The following is a 22,254-nucleotide window of genomic DNA, read 5'->3' on the forward strand; positions in this document are numbered from 1 at the left end:
CCTGAACCGGAGGCGCCGTCGGAGACCAACCGGCTTCGCCGGGCGGAGCGTAACGCGCCGAACCCCCTCCCGTCCGGATGGTCGTCGTCCTTGATGCCCGGGCGAGGAGGTTCGATGACGGACCAGCCCAACAGCCCGCCGACCGCCGGTCTCCACCGTGCGGTGACCCGGAGATCGTTCCTGGGGTCCGCTGCGGCGGCGTTAGGGATGCCGCTCGCTGGATCGTTGGTCGCGGGCTGCGGCGGCCGAGCCGCAGCGTCCAAGCAGTTGGTCGTCGCGGCGGCGACGACACCTCCAAGCCTCGACTGGGAGCTCGTGTTCGGCAAGGAAGTCTACGATCACGTCTTCAACCTGAACGACCGGCTGACCCGTTGGAAGGCTATCCCCGCTCCCGGCGAGTCGAGCGGCTTCGACCTCGCGTGGCAGGCCGGCGACTTCCAGGACATCACCGAGCCGCGCATGGCCGAGGGCTGGGAGGTCTCCAACGGCGGGAGGACCTACACCTTCGCGCTCCGAAAGGCCTGGCCGAGCCATGCGGGGAACGAGTTCACGGCCGACGACGTGAAGTGGACGTTCGACCGAAGCTTCGCTCTCGGCGGCATCACGAGCTTCTACAACACTCTCGCCACGATCGAGCGACCGGAGGATGTGAAGGTCCTCGACCGTTACACGGTCCGCATCGAGCTGGCGGAGCCAGGGCCGCACCTGCTTCTCACCATGAGCGGGTTCTGGCGTGCGATGGTGGACTCCAAGCTGGCGAAAAGCCATGCGACCTCCAGCGATCCCTGGGCGAAGCACTGGCTGAAGAACCACGATGTGGGTTTCGGTCCGTTCAAACTCGCCGAGCTGAGCCCCGGACGCCAGGTCGTCTGGGTGGCCCACAAAGAGCACCCCTTCCCTCCCGAACTCGATCAGATCACGTTCAAGCAGGTGCCGAGGTCGTCCGACCGGCTCGCCGCGCTGATGACCGGAGAGGCTCAGGTCGCCCAGTACCTGTTGCCCGCAGACATGCAAAGACTGCAGAACAGCAAGGACATGCACCTGTGGAACTTCCAGGGCTATGTCATTCACTCAAGCCCCATGAACCCGAAGTACCCACCGCTTGACGACGTCCGGGTCCGACAGGCCCTTTCCTACGCGACGCCGTATCAGCGGATCATCGAGAAGGTCTACCGAGGGTTCGCCGGACCGGCCAACGGCCCCGTCTCGGATCACGCGGCAGGCTTCGACCCCTACCTCCGCCCGTACACCCACGACCCCGAACGGGCACGCGAACTGCTACGGGAGGCAGGTCATACGAAAGGGTTCAGGACGACGCTGGCCTACAGCACCGCGGAGCCGCTCGGAGAGCCCGTAGGCGCCGAACTCCGGAGCGCCTTCAAAGACGTCGGAGTGACACTCGAACTCGAAGCACTCCCGCCCTCGACATACACGGACGCGTTGTTCAGCGGCGAGCGGCCGATGTTCTTCCAGAGCTTCGGGGCCGATTCACCGGACCCCGCCTACGCACTCGGAGTCTTCTACCAGTCGAAGAGCTCCAACAACTGGGGCGGATACAGCAGCGCCAGGGCCGACGCCTGCTTGGCCGAGGCCGGGCGCCCCCAACTCACGTGGGACCAGCGGGTCGTGGAGCACCAGCGCTGTGCCGAGATCATCGCGAACGACGCCCCTTGGCTCTGGATCGCGCAGCCCGGCTTCCAGGTGGGCACGCGCAGGGACCTGACCGGCCTCAACTGGTACGCGGGGGAGGGGGTCGACTGGTCCAAGGTCGAGTACGCGAACTGACGCCCGTACAACCCGCGTCGCGGTGACCACCCGGTCAGTACACGAAGCGTCCGACAGCGCCACCCCCGATGCATGCAAGGCCGATCGGCCACCGAAGCCCATGACCGCGGAATATCACCGCTCAGCCCCTTGGCGTGGCACGCCCGGTGGCCAACACTGATCCAATGACGCAGCGTGTGGAGCTCGCGACCGTGATGGACCGGTTCGCCGTGGACGGACTCGTCACCGAGTACGCGGTGGCAGTGGACGACGGTGACTGGGAGGGGTATCGGGATCTGTTCGCGCCGGCCGGACGCGCGGACTACCGCTCCGCCGGGGGAATCGAGGGTGACGCCGACCAGGTCGCGGGATGGCTTTCCCAGAACATGGAACTGTTCCCGATGCGCCAGCATCTGATCGTCAACCGGCGGGTGCGGTTCGACCTGCTGGAGCAGGACACCGGCGACACCGCCCGGATCCAGGCGGACTACATCAACCCGATGAGGTTCGCGGGAGACGACAGCGGTTCCACCGCGCCCGACTTCGTGTGCGGCGGCCGCTACGCCTTCGCATTGGTGCGTACGTACGACGGCTGGCGGCTGCGCGAGGTGGTCGTCCAGGAGAAGTGGCGCCGCACCTCACCTGCGCGTCAGGAGCCCGCAGCCACCACGTGACCGTTCCGTCCCCGCGACGGCTTCGAACGGCCGCCACCCGAGCGCCCTGGCCCAGAACGGCCGCACCCCGAAACCGACACCCCCTGTCGTAGATCGTCCGCGGCGCGCACACTGGGGGTACGCACCGGGGAGGGGAGGCGTCGTATGAAGAGGCCCGAGCACTGGTTCGCCTCCCCCTGGCGACGTGGCCTCCTCGCCGTGTCGGCCGGGGCGCTGCCCATGTTCGCCTTCCCCGCCCCCTCCCTGTGGTGGTTCGCGTACGTCGCCCTGGTGCCCTGGATCCTGCTGGTCCGCTCCGCCCCGACGGCAAAGCGGGCCGCGTACGACGGCTGGCTCGGCGGGCTCGGCTTCATGCTGGCCGTGCACCACTGGCTGCTGCCGAGCCTGAACGTGTTCACGCTGGTCATAGCCGCGCTGCTCGGCGCGCTGTGGGCCCCCTGGGGCTGGCTCGTACGGCGATTCCTCGGCGGTGTGCCCTCGCTCGGTCAGGTCACGGCCGCGCTCGTGGTGCTGCCGTCCGGCTGGCTGATGGTCGAACTGGTCCGCTCCTGGCAGGGCTTGGGCGGCCCCTGGGGTCTGCTCGGGTCGAGCCAGTGGCAGGTGGGGCCCGCACTGCGGCTCGCCTCGGTGGGCGGGGTGTGGCTGCTCAGCTTCCTGGTGGTGACGGTCAACGTCGCCGTCGCCGTGCTCGTCTCGGTGCGCCAGGCCCGAATACCCGCCGTGGCCGGACTGGTCGCCACCGCCGCCGCGACCTCGGCGGCATGGGCGTGGTCGCCGCGCCCCGACGTGGACGGCACGGTGCGGATCGCCGTCGTACAACCCGGTGTCGTCGACGGGTCGAACAGCGGCGAGAAGCGCTTCGCACGTGAGGAGGCGCTCACCCGCACGCTTGCCGGGCAGGACCTCGACCTGGTCGTCTGGGGCGAGAGCAGTGTCGGCTTCGACCTCGCCGACCGGCCCGACCTGGCGAATCGGATCGCCGCGCTGTCACAGCTCACGGGCGCCGACGTCCTGGTGAACGTCGACGCGCGCCGCTCCGACCGGCCCGGCATCTACAAGAGCTCGGTCCTGGTGGGACCCCAGGGCCCGACCGGCGACCGGTACGACAAGATGCGGCTGGTCCCCTTCGGCGAGTACGTTCCCGCGCGCAGCGTCCTCGGCTGGGCGACGTCCGTGGGCAAGGCGGCGGGCGAGGACCGCAGGCAGGGCACCGAGCAGGTGGTGATGAACGTCGGGCACGGGCTGCGAGTCGGCCCGATGGTCTGCTTCGAGTCGGCGTTCCCCGACATGAGCCGCCAGCTCGCCCAGGACGGCGCCGAGGTACTCCTCGCGCAGTCGTCGACATCGAGCTTCCAGCACAGCTGGGCGCCCGAGCAGCACGCCTCGCTCGCCGCGCTGCGGGCCGCCGAGACCGGCCGCTCGATGGTGCACGCGACACTGACCGGCGTCTCCGCCGTCTACGGTCCGAGCGGCGAACGCGTCGGCTCCTGGCTCGGGACCGGCGCGAGCACCACGATGGTGTACGAGGTGCCGCTGGCACGGGGTGTCACGCCGTACGTCCGGTTCGGCGACTGGCCGGTGCACGCGGCCCTGCTGGTACTGGCGCTCTTGTGCGCGGCGGAGGGCACACGCGCGTTCAGGCTGCGGAGGCCCGTTCCTCCACTGCACGTACCACCTGCTCGCACAGCTCATGAGTCGCGAGTGCGTCCCGGGCGCTGAGCACCTTGCCCGCGCGCACGGAGTCCAGGAAGGCGAGCACCACCTGCTCGATACCGCGCTGCCTGGCCACCGGTACCCAGTCCCCACGCCGCCGCACGGTCGGCTGCCCCTTGTGGTCGATCACCTCGGCAAGGTTGAGCACCTGCCGTTTGGTGTCCTGACCCGAGACCTCGAGGATCTCCTCCGCCGAGCCGCTCAGCCGGTTCATCACTCCGAGCGCGGTGAAGCCGTCCCCGGCGAGCTGCAGTACGACGTGGTGCAGCAGTCCGCCCTCGACACGGGCGCGTACGGTCACGTCGTCGATGGGCCCCGGCGCCAGGAACCGCAGCGTGTCGACGACATGGATGAAGTCGTCGAGGATCATGGTGCGGGTCCGCTCCGGCAGCCCGATGCGGTTCTTCTGCATCAGGATCAGCTCTCGCGGGTGGTCGGCGCACTGCGTGTACCCGGGCGCGTGACGCCGGTTGAAGCCCACGGCCAGGCTGATGTTCCGCTCCTCCGCGAGGCGCACCAACCGCTCCGAGTCGGCGAGTTCGTAGGCGAGGGGCTTGTCGACATACGTCGGTACGCCGGCCTCCAGCAGGCGTGTGACGATCTCGGGGTGCGCCACGGTGGCCGCGTGCACGAAAGCGGCGTCGAGATCCTGGGCCAGCAGCTCCGCCAGGTCGGTGTGGCGCTGTGCCTGCGGAAGGTGGAGGCTGTCGGCGACCCGGGTGAGGGTGGCGGGTGTGCGTGTCTGCACATGCAGCTCGACGCCCGGCTGCACGCTCAGCACCGGCAGATACGCCTTCTGCGCGATGTCACCGAGTCCGATGCAGCCGACCTTCACAGGGGTCTCCTCAAGGGGTGCGTTGCGGGTTGTGGGGTACGTCCGGGTTCTTGACCTCGTTCGGGAAGCATACGGCTGTTGGGTCGGACGCCTCGGGGGCCGGTGCGGTGGGCGCGCACGATCGCTCCGCCTGCGGTCCCGGGGCATGGCGCCAACGACGGGCCCGGGCATCGCACCGACTGCGGACCCGGCCGGGAGTTCGACGCCTCCGGCCCTAGGCACGGTGAGTGAGGCAGCGGCCGCCCGGTCACCTCACGGGTGCCGGCGCCCTCCGCAGGAGCGGAAGGATCACCCGTGCGGGGCATCCTGCGCTCGTCCGCTCCCCAAAGAGCCCCCGACACAGCAGAGTTGCCCGGGTGCATCGATCAACCACGAACGCGACGCTGCTGGTCACGGTGGCCCTCACCGCCCTCGCCGGCTGTGTGACCGTCCAGCGGCCCCCCTCCTCCGGCCTCCCGCCCGCCCCGTCCGGCCCCTCCGTGCCACGCCGGGACGGCCAGGCCGAGCCGCAGATCGTGCAGGCACCGGCGCGGGAGGCGCTGGAGTTCATCGGTCCGTCCCGAAAACCCTCTTCCAGCGCGCCCGCACCGCGCAGGGCGGCCCCTCCGCCGGCCGCCTCGGCCCCGCTGACCACTCCACGCCGGCCGCGCATGGCCCCGCGGCCCGAGCCTCCCCGCTCCGAGCCGCGCATCACCGTCCCGACCGTCGTCCCTGAGGTCCCGACGACCACGGACGTCTGTGCCCTGGGCAGGAAATACGGGGGGTGGACGGCGGACAGCCCGGAAGCGGTCATCTGCGAGGGAACGTACGGCCGCTGACGGAACCGGCGCCCCAGGCTCCTGCGTCCCCTGCACCCCCCCCGTTCAGGATCGCCGTCTCGGCGGCCCCAGCGTCTCTCCTCCGGGACCGCCCGAGGGGCCGGGGCCGCCCAAAGACCCGGGTCCCTCGCCCGGCCCCGAGGTCCCGTCCCCGTCGAGCCGCAGCTCCAGCCGGCCGATCGCCGCCCGGACTCCGTCCCCGTAGCTGTCCTCCCCGAGGGCGCCGACCGCACCGCGCGCCCGGCGCAGATGGGTGCGGGCGGCCTCCGTGCGGCCGAGCTTCACATAGTCGGCGGCGAGATTCAGATGCAGGGACGGATAGAACGCGCGCACCGCGAGCGACTCGTGGTGCTCGGCGATCCTGCCGTCGGTGAGCTCCTCGGCCGCCGACAAGGCCCGCAGGTCCCAGGCGAGTTCATCCGAGGGGTCCTCCTGTGTGTCGGCCATGTAGTGCGCCAGCGTGCAGCGGTGCAGGGGGTCGCCGTCCTCGCCGATCTCCGCCCACAGGTCCAGGAAGCGGCCCCGGGCCTCCTCGCGGTCACCGCCGTGGTGCAACATGATGACCTGCCCGATCCGGGTCATCATGGCATCCGGCGCCGCCTGCTCCTGTTGCTCCGCCACCGCGTCCTCCACAGGCTCGTCACTGATCATCACGACGCCAACGACGCTAACGGCAGCCACTGACAATCACGCTCAGGCGCCTCCGTACCGCGCTGGGCCAGGCCGGTGACTGCCCGGGCCCGGGGCCGGCTCTCGCGAGCGCCGCCGGGCCCCCGCGAGCCGGGTGTCAGCCCAGGTCCGGAATCCGCCAGTCGATCGCCTCGTGGCCCTGTCGGGCGACCGCCTCGTCGATCTGCGTGAAGGGACGCGAACCGAAGAACTTCTTGGCGGACAGCGGCGAGGGGTGAGCCCCCTTCACCACCACGTGCCGCTCCTCGTCGATGAGCGGGAGCTTCTTCTGCGCGTAGTTGCCCCACAGGACGAAAACGGCCGGGTCGGGCCGGTCGGCGACGGCGCGGATGACCGCGTCCGTGAACTTCTCCCAGCCCTTGCCCTTGTGCGAGTTGGCCTCACCGGACCGCACGGTCAGCACCGCGTTGAGCAGCAGCACGCCCTGCTCGGCCCACGGCATCAGATAGCCGTTGTCCGGGATCGGGGTGCCCAGCTCCTCCTTCATCTCCTTGTAGATGTTGCGGAGTGAGGGCGGGGTCTTCACACCCGGGCGGACGGAGAAGCACAGACCGTGCCCCTGGCCCTCGCCGTGGTACGGGTCCTGACCGAGGATCAGTACTTTCACGCGCTCGTACGATGTCGCGTCGAGAGCGGCGAAGACCTCCTCCCTCGGAGGGTAGACGGGGCCCTTCGCACGCTCCTCCTCGACGAACTCGGTGAGTTCCTTGAAGTAGGGCTCCTGCAGCTCCTCGCCCAGGACGTCGCGCCAGGACTCGGGCAGCATGGCGATATCGGTCACGTCAACTTCCTCCGATGTGCGGTCACTTCCAGACCACAGAACCTACCGCCGCCCACTGACAATCGGGTCCGGGCCCCGGCGCTACCAGCTGGTCTTCCGGTACAGCGCCCACATCGTCATGATCGTCGACGGGTCCAGGGCGACCTCGGCACCCGAGATGTCCTCGCTCGCGGCCACGTACTGCTTGCCCTGCCACAGCGGCAGCAGCCGGGCGTCGTCCACGAGGATCTGCTGGGCCTCCTCGAACTCCTTGGCCACGGCTCCCCGGTCGGCCTCACGGCGCGACTCGGGAAGCAGGTTGTCGGTGATGCGCGGGGACGGATAGGGCGTACCGAGCGCGTTCTCCTCGCCCACGAACGGCGCGATGAAGTTCTCGGCGTCCGGGAAGTCGGGGAACCAGCCTCGCCCGAACACCGGGTACTCGCCCTTGCGGTAGCCCTCTTCGTACGTCTTCCAGGGGCGGCTCTTGAGGGTGACCGTGAACAGGCCGGAGCCCTCCAGCTGCCTCTTGAGCTCCTGGAACTCGGGGGCCGTCTCGGAGCCGTAGCGGTCGGTCGTGTACCAGAAGGTGAGCGGGACGCGCTCGGTGATGCCGGCCTCCAGGAGGATCTGCCGGGCCTTGGACGCACTGGGAGACCCGTAGTCGTCGAAAAAGCCCACCGTGTGCCCGGTCAGCCCCTTCGGGACCATGGAGTACAGCGGCTCGACGGTGTCCTTGTAGATCTTGTTCGCGATCGCCGGCCGGTCTATGACCTGGGCAACGGCCTTGCGGACGGCCGGCATTGCGGCCCACTGGTCCTTCGGGTTGAACACCAGGTAGCTGATCTCGGTGCCCGCGCCCTCGATGAGCTGGATGCCCGCGTCCGGGTCCTGCCCGCGGAGGGAGACGATGTCCGTGGCGGCGAGGCCGCGGAAAGTGACGTCGATGTCCTTGTCGCGGAGAGCGGCGACCATTTGGCCCGAGTCCTGGAAGTAGCGGATGGTGACGGCGTCGTTCCTGCGGTCGGCGAAGCCCTTGTAATAGTCGTTGCTGACGAGTTCCGCCTGCTTGCCCTCTTCGTAGGACCCCAGGGCATAGGGCCCCGAGCCGGAGACCCGGCCGTCCTTGCGCAGGGCGTCGGCGGGGTAGTCCTCGGGATCGACGATCGACATGGCAGGCGTCGCCAGGACGAACGGGAAGGTCGCGTCGGACTTGTTGAGGTGGAAGACCACCTCTCGGTCGCTCAGCGCCTGGACCCGGTCGAGGCTGCCCAGCAACCCCGCGGGGCCGCCGACGACACCTATGGTCCTGATCCGGTCGATCGAGTACTTGACCGCCCTGGCGTCGAGCTTGTCCCCGTCGGAGAACTTCATGCCCGTGCGCAGCCGACAGCTGTAGGTGCGATTCGACGCGTCCGTGAACCTGCAGCTCTCGGCCGCGTCGGGCGCGGGCTCGACCGAACCGTTGGGATAGCTCAGCAGCGTCTGGTAGATGTTGCGGAACAGCTCCCAGGAGCCGTCCCAGGAGGCCGCCGGATCCAGCGTGCTCGGAGCGCTGGTGGTGCCCACGACGATCGGTCCCTCGTCCGCCGGCGCGCCCGAGGAAAGGACGCCGCATCCGGCCACCAGGGATATCGACGTGAGCGTCGCCAGCTGCCGCAGCGATCGGATCCGATTCCGGTTGAACACGCGCTCGCTCCTCGATCTGCCGTACCAAGGGACGACGGCAGACCATACCGCAGTGCCCCGCCGACGGAACCATCTTCCGGCAGGGCACTTGATCAGCACGTATGTGACTACGTTGTCATTCTGATGTGCGTCCGCAATGCGTTGACGCGGGTCCGATTTCTGTCAACGTGTACGCCTCGGCGCGGGGTCGATTCGGCGCGTCGACACTGGCAAGTTCTGTACGTCGACAGAGGCGCCGTTCGTGTCAAGAATTGGACCCCGCGCTCACGTCATCCCACCCCGGCGTTCAGGAAGATGCCGCCGTCGATCACCAGCGTCTGACCGGTGATCCAGTCCGACTGCTGCGAGGTGAGGAACGCGGCGGCGCCGCCGATGTCCGAGGGGACACCGAGCCGGCCGAGCGGGTACGCCGCGACCACCTCCTCCTCGCGGCCTTCGTACAGCGCCTGCGCGAACTTGGTCTTGACGACGGCGGGCGCGATGGCGTTGACCCGCACCTTGGGTGCGAACTCGTGCGCCAGTTGCAGGGTCAGGTTGACCATGGCGGCCTTGCTCATGCCGTACGCGCCGATGAAGGGTGAGGCGGAGATGCCCGCGAGGGAGGCGATGTTGACGATCGCTCCGCCGTTGTCCTTCTGCCAGGCGTGCCAGGTCCGCTGGGCGAACCCGAGCGCCGAGACGACGTTGGTCTCGAAGACCTTGCGTGCCACGTTCAGGTCGAGGTCGGCGATGGGGCCGAACACCGGGTTCGTACCGGCGTTGTTGACCAGGTAGTCGACGCGGCCGAAGGCCTCCATGGTGCGCTCGACGGCGACGGCCTGGTGGGCCTCGTCGTGGGCCTTGCCCGCGACGCCGATGACGCGGTCGGCACCGAGTGCCTCGACGGCCTCCTTGAGGGAGTCCTCGTTGCGGCCGGTGATGCAGACGCGGTCACCGCGGGCGACCAGTGCCTCGGCGACTCCGTAGCCGATGCCGCGGCTCGCGCCGGTGATGAGCGCGACCTTGCCCGAGAGTTCGGGGAGTGTGGTCATGTCCGTGTCCCCCGGCTTCAGTTGAGCGGTCCGCCGGCGACGTACAGCACCTGGCCGGAGACGAATCCGGCCGCCTCGCCCGTGAAGAAGGCGATCGCGTTGGCGATGTCGTCCGGGTTGCCGACGCGCTGCACCGGGATCTGGGTCGCGGCGGCGGCCTGGAAGTCCTCGAAGCCCATACCGATACGGGCGGCCGTCGCGGCGGTCATGTCGGTGACGATGAAGCCGGGCGCCACGGCGTTCGCGGTGACGCCGAACTTGCCGAGTTCGAAGGCGAGCGTCTTGGTGAAGCCCTGCAGACCGGCCTTGGCGGCGGAGTAGTTTGCCTGACCCCGGTTGCCGAGCGCGGAGGACGACGAAAGGTTGACGATCCGGCCGAACTTCGCGTCGACCATGTGCTTCTGAACGGCCTTCGCCATCAGGAAGGCACCACGCAGATGCACGTTCATGACCGTGTCCCAGTCGGACGTGCTCATCTTGAACAGCAGGTTGTCGCGGAGCACACCCGCGTTGTTCACCAGGATCGTCGGCGCACCGAGCTCCTCGGCGATCCGCGCGACGGCCGCCTCGACCTGGGCCTCGTCCGAGACGTCACAGCCGACCGCGATGGCCTTGCCACCGGCGGCGGTGATCTTCTCGACGGTGTCCTTGCACGCGGCCTCGTCGAGGTCGATCACCGCGACGGCGCGGCCCTCGGCGGCCAGTCGTACGGCGGTCGCGGCACCGATGCCGCGCGCGGCGCCGGTGACTACGGCGACGCGCTGCTCAGTGGTGGACATTGCTGGTTCTCCTCGCCCTTGAAAAGCCCTGCGGCCTGAACTTGTCCTGCAGCCCGAACTCTGTCCTGCGGCCCGAAAAGCCCTGCGGCCTGATTTGCCCTGCGGCTCACACGGTACGCCCGTCCGGTGAGCGACCGCTTAGTACCTTCAGCAGAGGTGACGCTAGAAGCCCTGGCACCCGGTGTCAACGGCACCCCGCGCGCATGTGATCCATTACCTGACCAGCAGCGCGAGCAGCCGCTCCGCCTCGGATTCCGGATCCGCGGTCAGCCCCGTGTGCACGGGCCCGGGCTGGACGACCGTGGAGCGAGGCGCGATCAGCCAGCGAAAACGCCGCCCTGCATCGTCACGCGCCGCCTGACCTGCCGCTTCCCCTCCCGCGCAGACCCCTTCGACAGCGCGCAGCGCGGCCCGTACGCCCGCCACGTCCGCCTCCGGATCCAGCGCACGCAACTTGGCCTCGTCCAGATGCGTGCGGGCGGTGACGAAGGACTTGGCGCGGCAGTACACCAGCACACCCGCGTTGAAGCACTCACCGCGCTCGACCCGGGGGACCACCCGCAACAGCGCGTACTCGAAGACGTCCCGCTCGCTCACTTGGCCCCCTTGATTCCGCCGGCACTCTCGGTGCCGTCGATGCCCTTGACACGCTCATGGACGGTAGCGGCGCGCGCGAGAAGCGGTTCGGCGTACGCCCGCCGCAGGGCGTCCGTCGTGTCGAAACCGGGCTCTCCGTCGAGCCATTCGTCCGGGATCTCGGCGGTCACCTCGGCGAGCAGTTCCTCCGTGACCAGGGGCGCGAGCTGTGCGGCGGCGGAGGCGATGTCCGGCCCGAAGGGCGCGAGCGCGTGGTCGGTGGCGTCGTACGGCTTGGCGGTGGAGGCCTGCGCGCCGGGCCAGTTGTGGTGCCAGATCATCGTGGCGCCGTGGTCGATGAGCCACAGCTCGCCGTGCCGTACCAGCATGTTGGGGTTGCGCCAGGAGCGGTCGACGTTGTTGACCAGCGCGTCGAACCAGACGATCCGACCGGCTTCCTCGGGGCTGACCGGATGCGCGAGGGAGTCGAAGCCGATCGCGCGGGTGAGGAAGGCCATCCCGAGGTTCAGCCCGCCGCTCGACTTCAGCAGCCCCTGGACCTCCTGGTCCGGTTCGCCGAGCCCCAGGACCGGGTCGAGGCCGATCGTCACGAGCCCGGGCACGCGCAGACCCAGCCGGCGAGCGAGTTCACCGCACACCACTTCCGCGACCAGCGTCTTGCGTCCCTGCCCGGCGCCGGTGAACTTCATGACGTAGGACGCGAGGTCGTCGGCCTCTACGAGCCCGGGCAAGGAGCCGCCCTCACGCAGGGGCGTGATGTAGCGGGTCGCGATCACTTCTGTGAGCATTTCCCCAGGCTATCGGGCATCTGATCGCAACGATCAAAGTGCACCCGAGTTCCCCCTCGTCGTCGCGGGCCTCGCCGTCAGCGCCGGCATCGCGTCCTCCCTCGGCCCCCGCCGGCTGCTCCCAGGATCTCGATCGCGTCAAGAGGATGCCCACCCTGAACAGCGCCCACTGTCGGGCCGTACTCCTGTGCGGATCGACATTTCGTACCGTAAAGGGGAAGTCAGCATGACCAGCGAATCGCTTCAGCCCGTCTCGGCGCCGTCCCGCCGCACGGTCGTGGCAGCGGTGGGCGCCGCGGGAATCGCCGTCGCGCTGACGGCGTGCGGCTCCGAGGACGAGTCCACCGGCTCCGGCGCTGCCGCAGGTACCGTTCTCGCGAAGACCTCGGACATTCCCGAGGGCGGCGGCAAGGTGTTCGAGGCGCAGGGTGTGGTCGTGACCCAGCCGGCCGCGGGCACGTACAAGGCGTTCTCGTCGAAGTGCACCCACCAGGGCTGTGCCGTGAAGGGCATCGCGAACAACGTCATCACCTGTCCGTGTCACAACAGCCAGTTCTCAGCCACGGACGGCAGCGTGCAGAAGGGCCCGGCGACCCAGCCCCTGGCCGCCGCGAACATCACGGTGGACGGGGACTCGATCACCCTGGCGTGAACCGGTTCGGTGCACGACGCGGAATTCACGTCCGCGGCACGCGACGCGGCCGCTTGAAGCAGGCCAGCACATCGTCCGTCGACGTGATCGTGGCCACCAGGGAGAGCGTGTTGCGAATCATGACGGGGGTGTAGTCGGAGGGCACCCCCGCGATGGCGTCGGCAGGCACCACGGCCGTGTAGCCGCGGTTCACGGCGTCGAACACGGTGTTGGGAATGGCCACGTTGGCCGAGACGCCCGTCACGACCAGGGTGCGGCAGCCCAGGTTGCGCAGCAGTGCGTCGACATCGGTGCCCGTGATCGGCGACAGCCCGTGCAGACGCCGTACGACGAAGTCCTCCTCGGCGACCTCGATGGGCGGTACGACCCGCACCGCCGTGCTCCCCGTCAACTGCTGTACGGGGAGCCGCTCGGCCGCGCGGAACAGCCTGGCGTTGCGATTGGCGCCCCGGCCGTCCGGGCGGCGCTCGGCGATCGCGTGGATGACCTGCACCCCGCTCTCGTGCGCGGCGGCGACCAGCCTCGCGATGTTCACCAGCGCCCCCGACGACCGTGCCTCCTTGGCGAGTTCGGGCAGCGCGCTGTCCTGCCCCACGACACCCTGCTGGCACTCGACGGTGAGCAGCACCGTGGTGACGGGGTCGAGGAGTTCACTGAGCTGTTCGTACGACGGCATGGCTCCCCCTGGTCGCGGGCGGTCGGAGCGGCGAGACTGTCGGAGCGGGCAGGACTGTCGGGCCGGACTGTCGGAGCGGGCGAGACTAACGACCATTGCGCCAGGAGGGAAGAGAGCCCATGCTTTCCTGACGTCTCGTCAGGTTCCTGCCGTCAGGTTCCTGCCGTCAGATTTTTGGCGTCAGATTCCTGGCTGGCCCGTCAGGTACGAAATCCCGCCATGTACGCCGGAGAAGTGCGCCGGGTACGTCACAGAAGAGGGGACCGCATGGCCGTCACTCAGCGCCGTGGCCGGAAGATCATGATGACACCCGATGAGCTGGACAAGTTCCTGAGCAGCCAGCGCACTTGCCGGGTCGCGACCGTCTCAGCGGACGGCGCGCCCCACGCGAGCACTCTGTGGTTCGTCTGGGACGGCACCTCGCTCTGGCTGTACTCGATCACCCGCAGCAAGCGCTGGGCCGACCTGCGCCGCGATCCGCGCGTGGCCGTCGTCGTCGACGCCGGGGAGGAGTACGACGAGCTGCGGGGCGCCGAGCTGTCCGGCACCGTCGAGTTCGTCGGCGAGGTGCCTCGTACGGGCCAGGAATGCGCCGAACTCGCCGCGGTGGAGCGCCTGTTCGCCCGGAAGAACTTCGGCCTCGACGAGATGCCGCACGACGGCAGGCACGCGTGGATGCGGCTGACGCCGGACGCGATCGCTTCCTGGGACTTCCGCAAGCTCGCCGCGCTGTAGCCCTCGCTGGTTTCACCCCGGCTCAGGCAACAGCCCGCCCCGCGTTCCTCAGCGCCTCCACCGCCGCCCTGATCGACGGCCGCCGGTCGGCGTCCTCGCGCCACACCGCGTGCACATACCGGTGGACGCGATGCCGCACCGGCACGGCCCGCACCCCGGCCGGCATCGGATCACGGCCGAGGCGCGGGGCGACGCATACACCCAACCCGGCGGCGACCAAGGCGAGTTGGGTGTGGTGCTCACCTGCGAGATGGGCGATCCGGGGTTCTATCCCCTTGGCGCGCAGCGTGTACACCAGCCACTCATGACAGAACTCGCCCTCGGGCCAGGAGATCCACTCGTCGTCCGCGAAGTCCTCCAGGTCGACCGCGTCCCGGTCGGCGAGCGGGTGCCCCTCGGGCATCGCGACGTCCGCGGGATCGTCGAGGAGCGTGGCCTTGACGAGCCCTTCGGGCACGGGCAGCGGCTTGTTGTACCAGTCGAGCACGACGGCCAGGTCGATGTCACCCCGGACCAGACCGGCGACCCCGTGCTCGGGCTCCAGCTCCCGCGAACGCACCCGTAGTCCCGGATGCTCGGCCCGCAGCGCTCCGAGCACGGCGGGGAACAGCCCGCGCGCGGCCGTCGGAAACGCGGCAAGCCGCAGCTCGCCGACCACCTGCCCGCGCTGCGCCTCCAGGTCGGACCGGGCGAGTTCGACCTGGGACAGGATCCGCGCGGCGTGCTCGGCGAGCAGCTGCCCGGCGTCGGTGAGGCGCACCCCCCGCCCGTTCCTGGCGAGCAGTTGCTGCCCCACCTCGCGCTCCAGCTTGGACATCTGCTGGGACACGGCGGACGTGGTGACGTGCAGCCCGTCTGCCGCGCCGCTCACCGAACCGTGCCGGGCGAGGGCGTCGAGAGTACGCAGGCGCTCCAGGTTCAACATATAAGAGATGCTACGAGATACCGGGCGAGAAATCTCGCTTGTGCTACGAGATCGTTCTGCCTCATCGTGGGATCCATGAGCGCCGTCGCCACTCCCCGCACCGTCCCCCCGACCGACGAGAGCCCCCGCCGCCGCGCCGCTCTCGACTGGCGGATCCGGTTCGGCGTCCTCTCGCTGATCTGGGGCTTCAGCTTCCTGCTCATCAAGGTCGGCACGGAGGGGTACGCACCGTTCCAGGTCACGCTCGGCCGACTGGTGTTCGGGACCGCGGTCCTCGCGGCGGCGATGGCGGTGAAACGGGAGCGGCTGCCGCGCGGCGCGCGGACCTGGGGCCACCTCACGGTCGCGGCCTTCCTGCTCAACGCGCTGCCGTTCTCGCTCTTCGCCTACTCCGAGCTGACGATCCCCTCCACCCTGGCGGGCATCTGCAACGCGACCTCGCCGCTCTGGGGCATGGCCCTGTCCCTGGTCGCCCTCTCCGAGGACCGGCCGACCAGACGCAAGGTCGCCGGTCTCGGCATCGGCTTCATAGGCGTGCTGACGGTCCTCGGCGCCTGGCAGGGCTTCCACGGCCTGGACGCCACGGGCACGGCAATGGCTCTGACGGCCTCGCTGTGCTACCCGATCGGCTGGATCTACGTCCGCCGCACACTGGCCGGCGCCGGCCACTCGCATCTGTCGATGACCGGCGCCCAGTTGCTGCTGGCCACCGTCCAACTCGCTCTCGTCACCCCGCTGTTCACCACCCTGCCGAGCCGCTTCCCGCTCGTCCCGCTGCTCGCGATCGCCGCCCTGGGCACCCTCGGCACGGGCCTCGCGGTCCTCATCCAGTACGGCCTGGTCGCCGAGGTCGGCCCGACGACGGCCCAGATGGTCACGTACTTCATCCCGGTCATAGCCGCCGCGGCCGGCGTCGCGATCCTCGGCGAGTCGCTGGCCTGGTCGACACCGGTCGGTGCGGTCATCGTGCTGGCGGGGGCGGCCCTCACCCAGTCCAAGGCGCGCCGATGACTCACACGTAGTGGCGGGCGGGCGCCTGTGCGACTGCGGAGGCGACCGCGTCAGCCAGCGGCTCGATGTCGCCCGGTGTGAGAGTGGAGACGGTGATCCGCAGACCGGGGGGCGCGCTCATCCGGAACCGGGCCCCCGGTGCCACGGCCCAGCCCGCGTGCAGCAGCCGCGCGACCGCGCCGGTCTCGTCCGGCACGGGAATCCACACGTTCAGCCCGCTGCGCCCCTGCGCCGCGACGCCCCGCTCTTCGAGGGCGCCGATCAGCGCGTCGCGTCGCCGTTCGTACGACGCCGCCACAGCCGGTACATCCACCGCGCCGTTGGCCCACAGGTGCACGACCGCGCGCTGCAGCAGGTGACTGACCCAGCCGGGTCCCAACCGCTGCCGTCCGTGCACGCGGTCGACGGTGACGGGATCCCCGGTCAGCACGGCCAGCCGCAGATCTGGCCCGTACGCCTTCGCGACGGAACGGACCAGCGCCCAGTGGTGGGTCGTACCGGCCAGCGGATGCAGCGGCAGGTCGACGATCCGGTGACCGTGGTCGTCCTCGATGAGCAGGGTCTGCGGGTACTTCTCGAGCACGGAACGCAGGGCACGCGCGCGCGTGGCGGTCACGGCGGCTCCGGTCGGGTTCTGAGCACGGCTCGTGACGATCAGGGCCCGCGTACCGGCGTCCAGTGCGCGCCGTACGTCGGCGGGTTCCGGGCCCTCGTCGTCGACACGGATGGCGACGACACGTAGCCCGAGCGCCGGCACGAGGTCGAGCAGACTGCCCCAGCCGGGATCCTCCACCGCGACCGCGTCTCCGGGCTTGAGGTGGGTCACCAGCACGCGCTCGATGGCGTCGAGCGATCCGGAGGTGACGACGACAGGGCCGTCGGGCACCGAGTCGGCGTCGAGTTCGGCGCGCGCGAGCCGCACCAACTCCGGTTCGACAGCGGCCTCCCCGTACATCACGGGCTTCCGGTCCGACCCCTCCACCGCCACCGCGAACGCCTCGGCGAGGCCGGGCAGCAGCGCGCGATCGGGATTCCCGTCGGCCAGATTCCGTACGCCGTCCGGCACCTCGACCCGGATGTGGTCGCGCCCCGTCGTGGCCGGCTTGGAGCGGATACGACTGCCCCGGCGGCCCGCGGTCTCGATCACCCCGCGCTCCCGCAGCGTGCGGTAGGCGGCCGCGACGGTATTGGGATTCACGCCGAGCCGCGCCGCCAACTCTCGCATGGGCGGCAGCAATTGCCCGGGCTCCAGCTCCCCCGACCCCACCGCACGCTCGACGCTCGCCGCAATCTCGGCTGCGCCGCTTCCTTCGATCCGATACTCTCCTAGCACAAACAGGATTATGCACTAGTGCAATGGAGAACGCAATGCCGGAGACGAGCACTCAGCCTGGGACGGCGCAGCCCGCCGCCTACACCCCGACCGACCGCACCGTCCCCACCCGTGCCGCCAAGCGCGCCGTGTACGACCGCGAGTTGGTGCACTCGATACTCGACGAGGGGTACGTCTGCCACCTCGGCTTCGTCCGCGACGGCGCCCCGGTGGTGCTCCCCACCCTTTACGGACGCGTCGGCGAGCGCCTCTACGTGCACGGTTCCACGGGCTCGCGCCCCCTGCGGATGACCGGCCAGGCCGATCCCGGGTTGCCGGTCTGCCTGACCGTCACGCACGTGGACGGCCTGGTGCTGGCCCGGTCCGCCTTCCACCACTCGATGAACTACCGCTCCGTGGTGGTGCACGGCATCGCCCACCAGGTGACGGACCCGGACGAGCGGCGGTCGGCCCTGGACGCACTCGTCGACCAGGTCGTCCCCGGCCGTTCGTCCGACTCGCGCCCCGCCAACGCCAGGGAACTGGCAGCCACCGCCGTGATCCGCCTCGACCTGAACGAGGTCTCCGCGAAGCTGCGCACCGGCGGCCCGAACGACGATCCGGAGGACCTGGCCCTCCCCCACTGGACCGGGGTACTTCCCCTGACCAAGGGGTACGGCACCCCTGTCCCTTCCGGGGACCTCGCCTCCGGCATCGAGGTGCCGGACTACCTGGCATCACTGTGATGCCGAGGGGCGGAACCGGCGGAGAACCCCGTAGAGACGACGCTCGGCGCCGGCTTCCTCCCCCGCAGCCACGTCAGATCAGCACCTTCTCCCCCGCTCCCCCTTCTTCCGGCTGACGCCGTACGGCCGCCGCGGCCCGCGCTTCCGCCACCGCGAGCCCGGCGACCGATCCCAGCATCAGCAACGTGCCCACGAGCGTCGCATTGGTGAGTCGTTCACCGAGCAGCGCGACGGCCAGCACGGCGGCGCTCACCGGCTCCAGGAGCATCACCACGGAGACGGTCGCGGACCGCACAACGGCGGCCCCGGCGAAGTACAGGCCGTATGCCAGGGCCGTCGGGACGGCGGCGATGTACGCCAACAGGGCCAGTACGTGCGCCGGTTGGGCGGCATGCGGCACCAGCCCCTCGGCCAGGCCGAAGGGCAGCAGGCAGGCGGTGGTCACAGCGAAGGCCCAGACGGTCGTACTGGACGCGTCCGCCCCGCCGTCGCGCCCCCACCAGCGCGTGAGCAGGGTCATCACGGAGTACCCGCCCGCGGAGACGACCGCGAGCACGACCCCGTAGGGCCGCACCGTCGCATCGCCACTGCCGAGCGCCAGCACCGCGAGCCCGCACAGTGCCCCGCCGACAGCGGTCAGCCCGCCGCCTCCCAGCCGCTCCCCCATGGTCAGCCGCGCCCCGAGCGCGATGAGTACGGGCCCGGCGCCCAGCGTGACAACGGTCGCCACGGCAAGGCCGGTCGTTTCGACGGCGGCGAAGTAGGCGGTCTGGAAGAGAGCCAGCCCGAAGCCCGTGACGCCGATCCGCAGGATCTTGCGGTTGAGCGGCTCCCGCGGCGCGGCGGGCCTGACCCGGCGACGCGGCAGGCACACGGCGAGCAGCAGGACGAGTCCGCCCGCGGAGCGCCAGAAGGAAAGTGCGATCGGCCCCATGTCACTGGCCCGGTAGACCAGCGACGCGGCGGCGCCCGCGGTGCCCCAGGCGGCACCGGCGACGATCAGATAAAGGAGGCCTCGCCCGGTGGGCAGGCCGGAAACGGCATTCGACACGTGTTCTCTCCGCAGATACACAGAAGTTCAGGAAGGACCCCGGCTCCGTCTGTGCACGGAGGCACAGACACGGGAGGGTCCTCGGACTTCGTCTGCGGGCAGCACCGTTGCGCCCGGCGGCTCAGCCGGGCGATGTACTCCGGAGGGCCCGCCTCAGGCGGCCGGAGGCGGAAGAACGAGTGCGTCCGAATGCATGATCGACACCCTAGACGGCGCTCCCACGGGCCGACAACTCCCTTTCGGAGCCTTCCGGAACGTCGCCCGCACCCCCGTCGACCGCGCCCGCGGAAGCCTTGGCCGGCGCCGACGACTGCGCGATGAACGCGCCGACCAACACCACCGCACCGCCGACGATCTGCGGCGCCGAGAGGTGCTCGCCGAGCAGCACCCAGGCAAGAACGGTTGCGATGACCGCTTCGAGGCAGGCCACGACACCCGCCACCTGCGGCGAGAGTCTGCGCACGGAGAGCACACCGGTGACGTAGGCGACGACGGTCGCGATCAGCACGATCCAGCTGAGGAGCAAAGAGGCGGCGACAGCGGTCCCGTCCATCTCCGCGCTGCCCCCGAGCACGGACCAGTCCATGTTCCAGGGGCGGGAGACGACGGTCAGCACAAATGCGCCCACGAGCAGGCCGTACGCGATGACCCCGAGCGGAGCGGGGGCCCTGTCGCCCGCGTCGCTGCCCTGGTCGGACAGGACGAAGTAGCCGACCTGGCAGCACGCGGCACCCAGCGCCAGCAGCAGTCCGACGACGTCGAAGCTCAGCCCCGACCACACCTCGACCACGCAGGCGAGGCCGCCGACCGCGAGGACGACCCCGAGTGCCGCGGCGCGCGTCACGGGCCGGCGCTGCACGAACCGCACCCAGCCGAGCACGAGCGCGGGCGCGAGGTACTCGACGAGCAGCGCGACCCCGACGGGGATCCGGGAGATCGCGGCGAAGTAGCAGGCCTGCACACCGGCCACGGCGAGCAGTCCGAAGCCGGCGAGCAGCGCGGGGTGGCTGCGCAGCAGGCTTCGGTGGCGTACGGCCAGCGGCAGCATGACCAGCGCGGCGCCCGCGACCCGCAGCCACACCACGTGGAGCGGATCCAGCCCCGCCTCGATCAACGGCTTGGCGGCGACACCCGATCCACCGAAGGCGACCGCCGAAGCCAGCGCGAGGCCCAGGCCGACACCCCGCCCGCGGTTGCCCTGACTGCCCTGAGACGTATGCACCGGCACATGATGGCAGGCGGCGACATGAGCGTCACCCCCGATGACACCTGTCTCAAGTCCTGAAAGGCGAGTGAACGTATGGACATCGACCTCGGCGACTGGACGCCTGCTCAGCAACTGGGCGTCGATCCCAACGGCCGGCCAGTAGACCTCAACGACATCGCGTCGACCTCAACGACTGGGCGAAGACAGACCTCAGCGACTGGGCGTAGACGCGCCTCGCCGCCAACGCACCTACCGCGGACTCAAGACCCCATGTCGCCGCCGCCGACCTGCTCCTGGAACCCGGCCTGGATCCGCACCAGCAGCACACCGGCGTCCACGCCCGCCCGCCCGAGCACCTCGACGGCCCGGGACTGGGGATCGACGATGACCGCAGCCAGCAGATCGACACCGCGGGCCCGCTCGTCGCCGCGCAGACCGGCCCACTCGCACGCCTCCTCCATGGCGCCGGCCGCCGCCGGGGACCAGCCCGCCTCGGCCACCATCGGTACGGCACCGGAGTCCTCGACCGTGCCCTGCCAGCGCAGTCCGTAGCCGATGCTGCGCTGCACCAGGTAGCCGAGCAGCCGGGCCACCTGCGGTCCGCTGTCGAAGACCGCGCGCACCTCGGGGTCGGACTCCAGCAGTGAGTGAAGCAGATGAGCCGTGTCGATCTGCTTGTCCCCGTCCCTCAGCGCTCTCCTGCGCGCACCGGAGACCACCGAAGCCAGCTCGGCACTGAGCCTGGCATCGAGTTCGGTGCGGTGCGGGCCGCTCTCGGCGGCGGGCTGTTGAGGGATACGGGATGACACAACCCCCACCCCATCAGTCCCTGCGAGCCGGGTCATCCCCGGCGGGCAGCATTCTCACGTCCGACACAGGGTGGGCATGCGTGCGCGGGTTCTCCTCCTTACGGATGACATCGCGCCGTTCATCCCCGGGGGCGCGCGCCCTCTCGCTTCGCGCCCCGTACGCAACCGGGACGCTCCGGCGCTCGTCCCTCAGGGACATGGAGAGCAGGTGCTGGCTGGTGGCCTTGCCTGCGGTCGACGGCAGGCAGTACGTGTACCGGGTGTACGCCCCTGAGGACGCGCTGCTCGCCGACCTGTTCTGGGACGCGTGGCACTGTCACGACGAAGGGCCCTTCCCGCGCGCGTGGGACCTGTTCGACGCGGCGCTGATACAGCAGGTGGGCTGAGATCTGCGGGCTTGGGACTGTGGGCTGAGACCTGTGACGACCCTTGTCGAGGCGACGCCCGAACTCCGCCCAAGCCCTGACGGTTCATCAGTATTGAATGTTGGGCAGCCTGCGGCTACCTTCCGCGACACCGTAGCTGCGCCGGGCGCAGCAGCCGACACAAAGGGGTGGCCGGATGGCCGAAGTCAGCGCGGAAGCACGCATCGAGGCTCCTGCCGAGAAGGTCTGGGCGCAGCTCACGGACTTCTCCTCGTACGGCGAGTGGAACTCGACCCACACCAGCTTCCCGAAAGGCGGCCCCGCCTCACTCGAGACCGGCGCCACCTTCGAGGAGAACATGAAGCTCATGGGCTTCCCGGCCGAGGTCAACTGGACCATCGACGAACTGGAACCCGCCCGCACGCTGGCCATCAGCGGCAAGGGCCCGATGGCGGTGAACGTCACCACCCGCTACACCCTGACCCCCGACGGCGAGGCCACGACCGTACGCATCGATGGAGAGTTCACCGGCGCGGCCGTCTCCCTGATGGCGGGCAAGCTCAAGGACTCGGCGACGGCCGCGCTCGACGAGTCGCTGCGCAAGCTCGCCGGTCTGGTGACCTGAGC

General features: G+C 69.9%; 24 protein-coding genes. 10 read left to right on the forward strand and 14 right to left on the reverse strand.

Features of this window, described 5'->3' with window-relative positions:
• Nucleotides 1–114 precede the first annotated feature (114 nt).
• From ACFYPC_RS34795 to lnt, 3 genes are all read left to right on the forward strand, one after another.
• On the forward strand, nucleotides 115–1,785 hold the full coding sequence (locus tag ACFYPC_RS34795) for an ABC transporter substrate-binding protein (RefSeq protein ID WP_391891219.1): 1,671 nt from the start codon (nucleotides 115–117) through the stop codon (nucleotides 1,783–1,785).
• Nucleotides 1,786–1,949: 164 nt separating this feature from the next.
• Entirely contained in the window at nucleotides 1,950–2,438 is a 489-nt protein-coding gene (locus ACFYPC_RS34800; protein WP_391891221.1) for a nuclear transport factor 2 family protein, read from the forward strand.
• A gap of 144 nt (nucleotides 2,439–2,582) precedes the next feature.
• Entirely contained in the window at nucleotides 2,583–4,157 is a 1,575-nt protein-coding gene (lnt, locus tag ACFYPC_RS34805; RefSeq protein WP_391891223.1) for an apolipoprotein N-acyltransferase, read from the forward strand.
• Here the strand turns inward: lnt and ACFYPC_RS34810 are convergent.
• On the reverse strand, nucleotides 4,075–4,986 hold the full coding sequence (locus ACFYPC_RS34810) for a Gfo/Idh/MocA family protein (protein ID WP_391891225.1): 912 nt from the start codon (nucleotides 4,984–4,986) through the stop codon (nucleotides 4,075–4,077). The genes lnt and ACFYPC_RS34810 overlap by 83 nt on opposite strands.
• Nucleotides 4,987–5,342: 356 nt before the next feature.
• Here ACFYPC_RS34810 and ACFYPC_RS34815 point away from each other — a divergent pair, with 356 nt between their 5' ends.
• Nucleotides 5,343–5,804, forward strand: coding sequence for a hypothetical protein (locus ACFYPC_RS34815; protein WP_391891227.1), 462 nt, complete (start codon nucleotides 5,343–5,345; stop codon nucleotides 5,802–5,804).
• A 45-nt stretch (nucleotides 5,805–5,849) separates the two neighbouring features.
• Here ACFYPC_RS34815 and ACFYPC_RS34820 read toward each other — a convergent pair whose 3' ends face one another.
• The 7 genes from ACFYPC_RS34820 to ACFYPC_RS34850 form a co-directional block, all read right to left on the reverse strand.
• A complete protein-coding gene (locus tag ACFYPC_RS34820) occupies nucleotides 5,850–6,425 on the reverse strand; it encodes a hypothetical protein (RefSeq protein WP_391891294.1) in 576 nt (191 codons plus the stop codon).
• 166 nt (nucleotides 6,426–6,591) lie between these two features.
• Nucleotides 6,592–7,275 (reverse strand): uracil-DNA glycosylase, encoded by a 684-nt coding sequence (gene ung, locus ACFYPC_RS34825; RefSeq protein WP_391891229.1) that lies wholly within the window; start codon nucleotides 7,273–7,275, stop codon nucleotides 6,592–6,594.
• 81 nt (nucleotides 7,276–7,356) lie between these two features.
• The gene (locus ACFYPC_RS34830) at nucleotides 7,357–8,943 is read right to left on the reverse strand and encodes an ABC transporter substrate-binding protein (RefSeq protein WP_391891231.1); all 1,587 of its coding nucleotides are present in this window, start codon (nucleotides 8,941–8,943) and stop codon (nucleotides 7,357–7,359) included.
• Between the two features lie 269 nt (nucleotides 8,944–9,212).
• Nucleotides 9,213–9,974, reverse strand: a complete 762-nt coding sequence (locus tag ACFYPC_RS34835) for an SDR family oxidoreductase (protein WP_391891233.1) — start codon at nucleotides 9,972–9,974, stop codon at nucleotides 9,213–9,215.
• 17 nt (nucleotides 9,975–9,991) lie between these two features.
• Nucleotides 9,992–10,753, reverse strand: a complete 762-nt coding sequence (fabG, locus tag ACFYPC_RS34840) for a 3-oxoacyl-ACP reductase FabG (RefSeq protein ID WP_384388170.1) — start codon at nucleotides 10,751–10,753, stop codon at nucleotides 9,992–9,994.
• Between the two features lie 213 nt (nucleotides 10,754–10,966).
• Nucleotides 10,967–11,350 carry a DUF3037 domain-containing protein gene (locus tag ACFYPC_RS34845; protein ID WP_391891235.1) on the reverse strand — a complete coding sequence of 128 codons (384 nt, stop codon included), beginning with the start codon at nucleotides 11,348–11,350 and terminating at the stop codon, nucleotides 10,967–10,969.
• On the reverse strand, nucleotides 11,347–12,138 hold the full coding sequence (locus tag ACFYPC_RS34850; protein WP_391891237.1) for a HipA family kinase: 792 nt from the start codon (nucleotides 12,136–12,138) through the stop codon (nucleotides 11,347–11,349). The genes ACFYPC_RS34845 and ACFYPC_RS34850 overlap by 4 nt, the downstream gene beginning before the upstream one ends.
• Before the next feature lie 226 nt (nucleotides 12,139–12,364).
• Between ACFYPC_RS34850 and ACFYPC_RS34855 the strand changes: the two genes are divergently transcribed.
• Nucleotides 12,365–12,790, forward strand: a complete 426-nt coding sequence (locus tag ACFYPC_RS34855) for a Rieske (2Fe-2S) protein (RefSeq protein WP_391891239.1) — start codon at nucleotides 12,365–12,367, stop codon at nucleotides 12,788–12,790.
• 25 nt (nucleotides 12,791–12,815) lie between these two features.
• Here the strand turns inward: ACFYPC_RS34855 and ACFYPC_RS34860 are convergent, their stop codons facing one another.
• Nucleotides 12,816–13,466 (reverse strand): cysteine hydrolase, encoded by a 651-nt coding sequence (locus tag ACFYPC_RS34860; RefSeq protein ID WP_391891241.1) that lies wholly within the window; start codon nucleotides 13,464–13,466, stop codon nucleotides 12,816–12,818.
• Between the two features lie 267 nt (nucleotides 13,467–13,733).
• On the opposite strand from ACFYPC_RS34860, the gene ACFYPC_RS34865 reads away from it, so the two are divergent.
• The gene (locus ACFYPC_RS34865) at nucleotides 13,734–14,201 is read left to right on the forward strand and encodes a pyridoxamine 5'-phosphate oxidase family protein (protein WP_391891243.1); all 468 of its coding nucleotides are present in this window, start codon (nucleotides 13,734–13,736) and stop codon (nucleotides 14,199–14,201) included.
• A gap of 22 nt (nucleotides 14,202–14,223) precedes the next feature.
• Here ACFYPC_RS34865 and ACFYPC_RS34870 read toward each other — a convergent pair whose 3' ends face one another.
• The gene (locus ACFYPC_RS34870) at nucleotides 14,224–15,126 is read right to left on the reverse strand and encodes a LysR family transcriptional regulator (RefSeq protein WP_391891245.1); all 903 of its coding nucleotides are present in this window, start codon (nucleotides 15,124–15,126) and stop codon (nucleotides 14,224–14,226) included.
• Between the two features lie 75 nt (nucleotides 15,127–15,201).
• On the opposite strand from ACFYPC_RS34870, the gene ACFYPC_RS34875 reads away from it, so the two are divergent.
• Nucleotides 15,202–16,137: a DMT family transporter gene (locus tag ACFYPC_RS34875; RefSeq protein WP_391891247.1), complete on the forward strand. Its 936-nt coding sequence runs from the start codon at nucleotides 15,202–15,204 to the stop codon at nucleotides 16,135–16,137.
• Nucleotide 16,138: 1 nt separating this feature from the next.
• Here ACFYPC_RS34875 and ACFYPC_RS34880 read toward each other — a convergent pair whose 3' ends face one another.
• Complete coding sequence (locus ACFYPC_RS34880) at nucleotides 16,139–17,470, reverse strand: aminotransferase class I/II-fold pyridoxal phosphate-dependent enzyme (protein ID WP_391891249.1); 1,332 nt, start codon at nucleotides 17,468–17,470, stop codon at nucleotides 16,139–16,141.
• Between the two features lie 35 nt (nucleotides 17,471–17,505).
• On the opposite strand from ACFYPC_RS34880, the gene ACFYPC_RS34885 reads away from it, so the two are divergent.
• Nucleotides 17,506–18,195, forward strand: coding sequence for a pyridoxamine 5'-phosphate oxidase family protein (locus tag ACFYPC_RS34885; protein WP_391891251.1), 690 nt, complete (start codon nucleotides 17,506–17,508; stop codon nucleotides 18,193–18,195).
• 73 nt (nucleotides 18,196–18,268) lie between these two features.
• Here ACFYPC_RS34885 and ACFYPC_RS34890 read toward each other — a convergent pair whose 3' ends face one another.
• The 3 genes from ACFYPC_RS34890 to ACFYPC_RS34900 all read right to left on the reverse strand — a co-directional run bounded on the left by ACFYPC_RS34890 (nucleotide 18,269) and on the right by ACFYPC_RS34900 (nucleotide 21,298).
• Nucleotides 18,269–19,246 carry a DMT family transporter gene (locus ACFYPC_RS34890; RefSeq protein WP_391891253.1) on the reverse strand — a complete coding sequence of 326 codons (978 nt, stop codon included), beginning with the start codon at nucleotides 19,244–19,246 and terminating at the stop codon, nucleotides 18,269–18,271.
• Nucleotides 19,247–19,451: 205 nt separating this feature from the next.
• The gene (locus tag ACFYPC_RS34895) at nucleotides 19,452–20,474 is read right to left on the reverse strand and encodes a DMT family transporter (RefSeq protein ID WP_391891254.1); all 1,023 of its coding nucleotides are present in this window, start codon (nucleotides 20,472–20,474) and stop codon (nucleotides 19,452–19,454) included.
• A gap of 239 nt (nucleotides 20,475–20,713) precedes the next feature.
• Nucleotides 20,714–21,298, reverse strand: a complete 585-nt coding sequence (locus ACFYPC_RS34900) for a Clp protease N-terminal domain-containing protein (protein ID WP_391891256.1) — start codon at nucleotides 21,296–21,298, stop codon at nucleotides 20,714–20,716.
• Nucleotides 21,299–21,480: 182 nt separating this feature from the next.
• Between ACFYPC_RS34900 and ACFYPC_RS34905 the strand changes: the two genes are divergently transcribed.
• The gene (locus ACFYPC_RS34905) at nucleotides 21,481–21,648 is read left to right on the forward strand and encodes a hypothetical protein (protein ID WP_391891258.1); all 168 of its coding nucleotides are present in this window, start codon (nucleotides 21,481–21,483) and stop codon (nucleotides 21,646–21,648) included.
• A 175-nt stretch (nucleotides 21,649–21,823) separates the two neighbouring features.
• The gene (locus tag ACFYPC_RS34910) at nucleotides 21,824–22,252 is read left to right on the forward strand and encodes an SRPBCC family protein (protein WP_391891259.1); all 429 of its coding nucleotides are present in this window, start codon (nucleotides 21,824–21,826) and stop codon (nucleotides 22,250–22,252) included.
• The last annotated feature ends 2 nt before the right edge of the window (nucleotides 22,253–22,254 follow it).

Origin of the sequence: Streptomyces sp. NPDC005808 (genome assembly GCF_042871385.1) — a bacterium.
Lineage (GTDB): Bacteria > Actinomycetota > Actinomycetes > Streptomycetales > Streptomycetaceae > Streptomyces.

Excerpts from the sequence above, each read along its gene's own strand:
- ACFYPC_RS34795 (WP_391891219.1), top strand. The coding sequence starts at position 115 with ATGACGGACCAGCCCAACAGCCCGCCGACCGCCGGTCTCCACCGTGCG.
- ACFYPC_RS34885 (WP_391891251.1), top strand. The coding sequence starts at position 17,506 with ATGCCGGAGACGAGCACTCAGCCTGGGACGGCGCAGCCCGCCGCCTAC.
- ACFYPC_RS34875 (WP_391891247.1), top strand. The coding sequence starts at position 15,202 with ATGAGCGCCGTCGCCACTCCCCGCACCGTCCCCCCGACCGACGAGAGC.
- ACFYPC_RS34860 (WP_391891241.1), bottom strand. The coding sequence starts at position 13,466 with ATGCCGTCGTACGAACAGCTCAGTGAACTCCTCGACCCCGTCACCACG.
- ACFYPC_RS34865 (WP_391891243.1), top strand. The coding sequence starts at position 13,734 with ATGGCCGTCACTCAGCGCCGTGGCCGGAAGATCATGATGACACCCGAT.
- ACFYPC_RS34900 (WP_391891256.1), bottom strand. The coding sequence starts at position 21,298 with ATGACCCGGCTCGCAGGGACTGATGGGGTGGGGGTTGTGTCATCCCGT.
- ACFYPC_RS34800 (WP_391891221.1), top strand. The coding sequence starts at position 1,950 with ATGACGCAGCGTGTGGAGCTCGCGACCGTGATGGACCGGTTCGCCGTG.
- fabG (WP_384388170.1), bottom strand. The coding sequence starts at position 10,753 with ATGTCCACCACTGAGCAGCGCGTCGCCGTAGTCACCGGCGCCGCGCGC.
- ACFYPC_RS34910 (WP_391891259.1), top strand. The coding sequence starts at position 21,824 with ATGGCCGAAGTCAGCGCGGAAGCACGCATCGAGGCTCCTGCCGAGAAG.
- ACFYPC_RS34855 (WP_391891239.1), top strand. The coding sequence starts at position 12,365 with ATGACCAGCGAATCGCTTCAGCCCGTCTCGGCGCCGTCCCGCCGCACG.
- ACFYPC_RS34870 (WP_391891245.1), bottom strand. The coding sequence starts at position 15,126 with ATGTTGAACCTGGAGCGCCTGCGTACTCTCGACGCCCTCGCCCGGCAC.
- ACFYPC_RS34835 (WP_391891233.1), bottom strand. The coding sequence starts at position 9,974 with ATGACCACACTCCCCGAACTCTCGGGCAAGGTCGCGCTCATCACCGGC.
- ACFYPC_RS34850 (WP_391891237.1), bottom strand. The coding sequence starts at position 12,138 with ATGCTCACAGAAGTGATCGCGACCCGCTACATCACGCCCCTGCGTGAG.
- lnt (WP_391891223.1), top strand. The coding sequence starts at position 2,583 with ATGAAGAGGCCCGAGCACTGGTTCGCCTCCCCCTGGCGACGTGGCCTC.